Source organism: Enterovirga sp. (assembly GCF_035325185.1).
Lineage (GTDB): Bacteria > Pseudomonadota > Alphaproteobacteria > Rhizobiales > Beijerinckiaceae > Enterovirga.
Map to the genome: position 1 here is coordinate 1 of NZ_DAOLAJ010000143.1, position 5,748 is coordinate 5,748.

Here is a 5,748-nt window from a genome sequence, read left to right on the forward strand (position 1 = left end):
ACGACCTCACCCTTGAGGTTGAAGGTCGGGCCGCCCGAATTGCCGCGGTTGATCGGCGCGTCGATCTGGAGGAAGTCGTCATAGGGACCCGCGCCGATGTCGCGGCCCCGGGCCGAGACGATGCCCGAGGTGACCGTGCCGCCAAGGCCGAAGGGATTGCCGATGGCCACCACCCAGTCGCCCACGCGCGGCTGCTTCTCGGCCAGCTTGACGAAGGGGTAGGTGCCCTTTTCCTCGACCTTCAGGAGGGCGAGGTCGCTCTTCGGGTCCGTGCCGATCACCTTGGCCTTGAGAGTGCGGCCGTCATCCGTTGTCACCTCGACGGCAGTCGCCTTCTGGACGACGTGGTTATTGGTCACGACATAGCCGTCGGCGGAGATGAAGAAGCCCGAGCCTTGCGCCATCCCGCGCTGGCGCGGCGCATGCCGGCGCATGCCCTCCCCCCGGTCGCCGAAGCCGCCGCGGTCCTCGAAGAACTGGCGCAGTTGCGGCGGCAGGCGGTCGATGTTGGAGGAGACGTCGCCGTCATCGGCGACGTTCTCGATCGTCACCTTCACCGAGACGACGGCCGGCTTCACGGCATCCACGACATCCGAGAAGGAGGCGGGGGCCGAAGCCTGCGGAGAGACGGAGATCGGCGCCTGGGCGAAAGCCGGATGCCCCTCGAGCATGGTGCCGCCGATCGCGCCCGACGCGACGATGGCAGCGGCGGCTGCCGAAGCCAGAACCTTGCGGCGGAACGAGACGGGGGCTTCTTTCGAGAGGGACGGCATCTGGGGCTCCTGCATAAAAAGGCTGCCGGGGGAGCGGCCGCTGCGGCCATCCGGCGATGGGCCTAATTTGCTCAAGGCGCGTGAAACCGTCCTGGCGTCCGGATTAAACTTTGTTCAGGTAGGATAGGAGACATGACGGTCCCCGCCTCCGCCACGAGCGCCCGAGGCTGGGCGGGCATGCTCGAAGCCCCCTTTTGCGCGGCACCGCCGCCAGTGCAATACGTCCGCCTACGGCGAGGGCCGGGGCGGCACGGCGTCGAGCACGTGCCGCGAGGATCGCCCTTGCCCGCGAGCATGCCCGTCCGCCAGCCGGCGCCGGGATGCTGCCCGATCCCAGCGAGGCCCGATGGACGACCCGACAGCCCCCCTGCCCCGGCCGGCCATCCCCGAGCCGCGCTTCGGCGAGTTCGTGGTGATGATCGCCCTGATGATGGGCGTGACCGCCTTCGCCGTCGACAGCATCCTGCCCGCCCTGCCGCTGCTGGGGCACGACTTCTCGATCTCCGATCCGAACCGCCTGCAACTCGTCGTCTTCGTCTACATGCTCGGCTTCGGGGTGGCCCAGCTCGTCTTCGGGCCGGCTTCCGACATCGTGGGCCGGCGCCGGGCCTATCTGACGGGGGCCGCGATCTTCGTCGCGGGCTCGCTGCTCACGCTCTTCGCGCGCGACCTCGGCACCCTGCTCGCCGCGCGCTTCGTCCAGGGGCTCGGCGCCGCCGCCGGGCGGGTGCTGTCCGTCACCATCGTGCGCGACCGCTTCAGCGGCCGGGAGATGGCGAAGGTGATGTCGCTCAACATGGGCATTTTCATCACGGTGCCGATCCTCGCCCCCGCGATCGGCAGCCTGATCATGCTGCTCGGCGGACGCCAGGCGGTCTTCGCGGCGATGCTGGCCGTGGGTCTCCTGCTCGCCCTCTGGTTCTGGCGGCGCATGCCCGAAACCCTCGCCGACGCGAACCGCATGCCCTTCTCCGTCTCCCGCATCCTCGCGGGAATGCGGCTGGTTGCGACGACCCGCGTCACCGTCGGCTATGCCACGGCCACGGGGCTCCTCTTCGGCTGCGTGATGGGAATGGTCGGCTCCTCCCAGCAGATCTTCACGGAGACCTTCGGGCTCGGGCCGTGGTTTCCTCTCGCCTTCGCCGCCATCGCGGGCTCGATGGGCGCCGCGTCCCTGGTGAATTCCAGGCTGGTCGGGCGCTTCGGGATGCGCCGCATCTCGCATGCGAGCGTCGTGGCTCTGACGGTGCTCGGCCTCGTCCAGGTGGCCGGAGCCCTGGCCTTCGCCGGCAAGCCGCCCCTTTTTCTCTTCGGCCTCGTGCTCGCCGCCTCGCAATTCCTGCTCGGCATGGCCTTTCCCAATTTCAACGCCCTCGCGATGGAGCCGCTGGGACGGGTCGCCGGGACGGGATCCTCGCTGCTCGGAGTCTATACCACGCTGCTCGGCGTGCTCTGCGGCGCGCTGATGGGGCATGCCTTCGACGGGACCGTGATCCCGATCTCGGCCGGCTATTGCGCCCTCGCCTCCGCGGCGGTCGCGGTGATCCTGGTCACCGAGCGCGGAAGGATGTTCCAGGCGCATCACCATCCGTAGCAGCATGTTCTGAAAATAGAACATTTCAGTCTTTATAACGAACGCAGCTTGGATTATGGTCCGCCGCCCGCTAACGGCGCGGGATCACCTTTGCCGGCTCATCCCAAGGAGACCCCCGACATGGCCGACCAGACCCCCGGCTTCGCCACTCTCGCGATCCATGCGGGCGCGGCCCCCGATGCCGCGACGGGCGCGCGGGCGACGCCGATCTACCAGACGACGTCCTTCGTCTTCGACGACGTGGACCATGCCGCCTCGCTCTTCGGGCTCCAGGCTTTCGGCAACATCTACACGCGCCTCGGCAATCCGACCTCCGCGGTGCTGGAGGAGCGGGTCGCGGCGCTGGAGGGCGGCACGGCGGCGCTCGCGGTCGCCTCGGGCCATGCGGCCGAGTTCCTGACGATGCATGCGCTGATGCAGCCCGGCGACGAGTTCGTCGCCGCCAACAAGCTGTATGGCGGCTCGATCAACCAGTTCAACCATTCCTACAAGAATTTCGGCTGGAACGTCGTCTGGGCGGATGCCGACGACCCGGCCTCGTTCGAGGCGGCGATCACCGAGAAGACGAAGGCGATCTTCGTCGAATCCATCGCCAATCCGGGCGGCGTGATCGTCGATCTCGAGGCGATCGGCAGGATCGCGAAGGCGCATCGCATTCCGTTCATCGTCGACAACACGATGGCCTCGCCCTACCTGATCCGGCCCCTCGAATACGGGGCGGACATCGTGGTGCATTCGGCCACGAAGTTCCTCGGCGGCCACGGCAACTCGATCGGCGGGGTCATCGTCGACGGGGGCAGCTTCGACTGGACGGGCGACGACCGCTATCCGATGCTCTCGAAGCCCCGCCCCGAATATGGCGGCATGGTGCTCGGCGAGACCTTCGGCAATTTCGCCTTCGCGATCGCCTGCCGCGTGCTCGGCCTGCGCGACCTCGGCCCGGCCCTCTCGCCCTTCAACGCCTTCATGCTCCTGACCGGCATCGAGACGCTGCCGCTCCGCATGCAGCGCCATTGCGATTCCACCCTGACGGTGGCGAGGTTCCTGGAGAAGCATCCCAAGGTGGACTGGGTCTGCTATCCGGGCCTGGACAACGACAAGTATCACGGCCTCGCGCAGAAATATTGCCCGCAGGGCGCCGGGGCCGTCTTCACCTTCGGCGTGACCGGCGGCTACGAGGCCGGCGTGAAGCTCGTCTCGAACCTCAAGCTCTTCTCGCATCTCGCCAATATCGGCGACACGCGCTCGCTCGTAATTCACCCGGCCTCGACGACCCACCGCCAGCTCACCGAAGCGCAGCAGATCGCGGCCGGGGCGGGGCCGGACGTCGTCCGCCTCTCGATCGGCCTCGAGGACACCGCGGACCTGATCCGGGATCTCGACCAGGCCCTGACGGCCTGAATCTCCGGCGCCTCGCGGGTGGCGGCGAATGCCGCCATCCTCACGAGAGCCCTTGGATCTGCCCGTCCTCGTCGAGATGGATGCCCTCGGCTGCGGGCACCCGCGGCAATCCGGGCATGGTCATGATCTGTCCGCAGATGGCGACCACGAATCCTGCCCCGGCGGCAAGACGCGCCTCGCGCACCGAGACCTCGTGGCCTGAAGGCGCTCCCATGGCCGCCGGATCGGTCGAGAAGGAATAGGGCGTCTTCGCCATGCAGACGGGCAGGCGGCCATAGCCGCCCGCCTCGATCTCGGCGAGCCGCGTCGCCGCCTTGCCCTCGATGACGATGCCGGCCGCGCCGTAGATGCGCGTCGCGATGGTCCTGATCTTGTCGGCGAGCGGCATGGCATCGGGATAGAGCGGCGCGAAGCTGGAAGGCTCTTCCGCTGCGGCAACGACGCGGTGGGCGAGTTCAACCGCGCCGCGGCCGCCTTCCGCCCAGTGGCGGCAAAGCACCGCTTCCGTGCCGAGGCGCTCGCGGCACAGATGGGCGAGGCGCGCATTCTCGGCCTCCGAATCGGTCGCGAAATGGTTGATCGCAACCACGACCGGAAGGCCGTAGCCGCGCATATTGGCAACATGGCGCTCGAGATTGGCGAAGCCGCGCTCGAGCGCGTCCGGGTCGCCGCGCGAGAGATCGGCCTTCGCCGTGCCGCCATGCATCTTGAGCGCCCGCACCGTCGCGACGACCACGCAGGCCGAGGGTGCGAGGCCGGCCTGCCGGCACTTGATGTCCAGGAATTTCTCCGCCCCGAGATCGGCCCCGAACCCCGCCTCGGTCACGACGTAGTCGGCGAGGCGCAGCCCCGCCTCCGTCGCGACGACGGAATTGCAGCCATGGGCGATATTGGCGAAGGGTCCGCCATGGATGAGCGCGGGCGAGCCGTCGAGCGTCTGGACGAGGTTGGGCTGGATCGCATCCCGCAGGAGGGCGCTCATCGCGCCGCTGGCCTTGATGTCGTCGGCCGTGACGGGCCGCCTGTCGCGAGTCTGCGCGATCACCATGCGACCGAGCCGCGCCTCCATATCCGTGAGATCGCGCGCAAGGCAGAAGACCGCCATCACTTCGGAAGCGACCGTGATGTCGAATCCATCCTCGCGCGGAAAGCCGTTCGCCGCGCCCCCGAGGCCGGCGACCGTCGAGCGCAGGGCGCGGTCGTTCATGTCGAGCACGCGCCGCAGCGTGATGCGGCGCGGATCGATATCGAGCCGGTTGCCCCAATAGAGGTGGTTGTCGAGCATCGCGGCGAGCAGGTTGTTGGCCGCGGTGATGGCGTGGAAATCGCCTGTGAAATGCAGGTTGATCTGCTCCATGGGCACGACCTGGGCGTGGCCGCCGCCGGTGGCTCCGCCCTTCTGCCCGAAGCAGGGCCCGAGGGAGGGCTCGCGCAGGCAGATCATGGTCTTGCGGCCGATGCGGTTCAGCGCATCGCCGAGGCCGACCGTGGTGGTCGTCTTGCCCTCCCCTGCGGGAGTCGGACTGATCGCCGTCACCAGGATCAGCTTGCCGCGCGACCGCCCCTCGAGCGAACGCAGATAGCCGTCATCGACCTTTGCGATATGCTTGCCGTAGGGATGGAGTGCATCCTGCGGGATTCCCGCCCTTTCGGCGATCTCCCCGATGGGCTCCAAAGTAGCGGCACGCGCGATGGCGAGGTCGGGATTCATGGCTATGGGGTATCTCGTGGCCCGGCCGTCCTAAAGCGTCCGAAGGCGATGCTGAAGACCGGTCGGAGACGGGCTCGGGGCGGGTTCCGCATCGCGGCCCATCCGCGTGGACAACGCAATCTCGCAGCCCACCTTATCGAGCACCGAGCGTTGACAGCGCAGGCCCGACCGCCCTACAAGGCGCGGCCTTCCGGGGCCGGGGCTGTAGCTCAGTTGGGAGAGCGCTGCAATCGCACTGCAGAGGTCAGGGGTTCGAATCCCCTCAGCTC

Annotated in this window: 4 protein-coding genes; 2 read left to right on the forward strand and 2 right to left on the reverse strand. The window is 68.1% G+C overall.

Features of this window, described 5'->3' with window-relative positions; genetic code table 11:
- A partial coding sequence (locus tag PKD06_RS17965) for a trypsin-like peptidase domain-containing protein (protein ID WP_324382554.1) occupies positions 1 to 773 on the reverse strand: 773 nt, incomplete at its 3' end.
- Between the two features lie 346 nt (positions 774 to 1,119).
- Between PKD06_RS17965 and PKD06_RS17970 the strand changes: the two genes are divergently transcribed.
- Together PKD06_RS17970 and PKD06_RS17975 are read left to right on the forward strand one after the other, a co-directional pair.
- Positions 1,120 to 2,367 carry a multidrug effflux MFS transporter gene (locus PKD06_RS17970; protein WP_324382556.1) on the forward strand — a complete coding sequence of 416 codons (1,248 nt, stop codon included), beginning with the start codon at positions 1,120 to 1,122 and terminating at the stop codon, positions 2,365 to 2,367.
- A gap of 120 nt (positions 2,368 to 2,487) precedes the next feature.
- On the forward strand, positions 2,488 to 3,768 hold the full coding sequence (locus tag PKD06_RS17975) for an O-acetylhomoserine aminocarboxypropyltransferase (protein WP_324382558.1): 1,281 nt from the start codon (positions 2,488 to 2,490) through the stop codon (positions 3,766 to 3,768).
- A gap of 40 nt (positions 3,769 to 3,808) precedes the next feature.
- Here the strand turns inward: PKD06_RS17975 and PKD06_RS17980 are convergent, their stop codons facing one another.
- Positions 3,809 to 5,479, reverse strand: a complete 1,671-nt coding sequence (locus PKD06_RS17980; RefSeq protein WP_324382560.1) for a formate--tetrahydrofolate ligase — start codon at positions 5,477 to 5,479, stop codon at positions 3,809 to 3,811.
- Positions 5,480 to 5,748 lie beyond the last annotated feature (269 nt).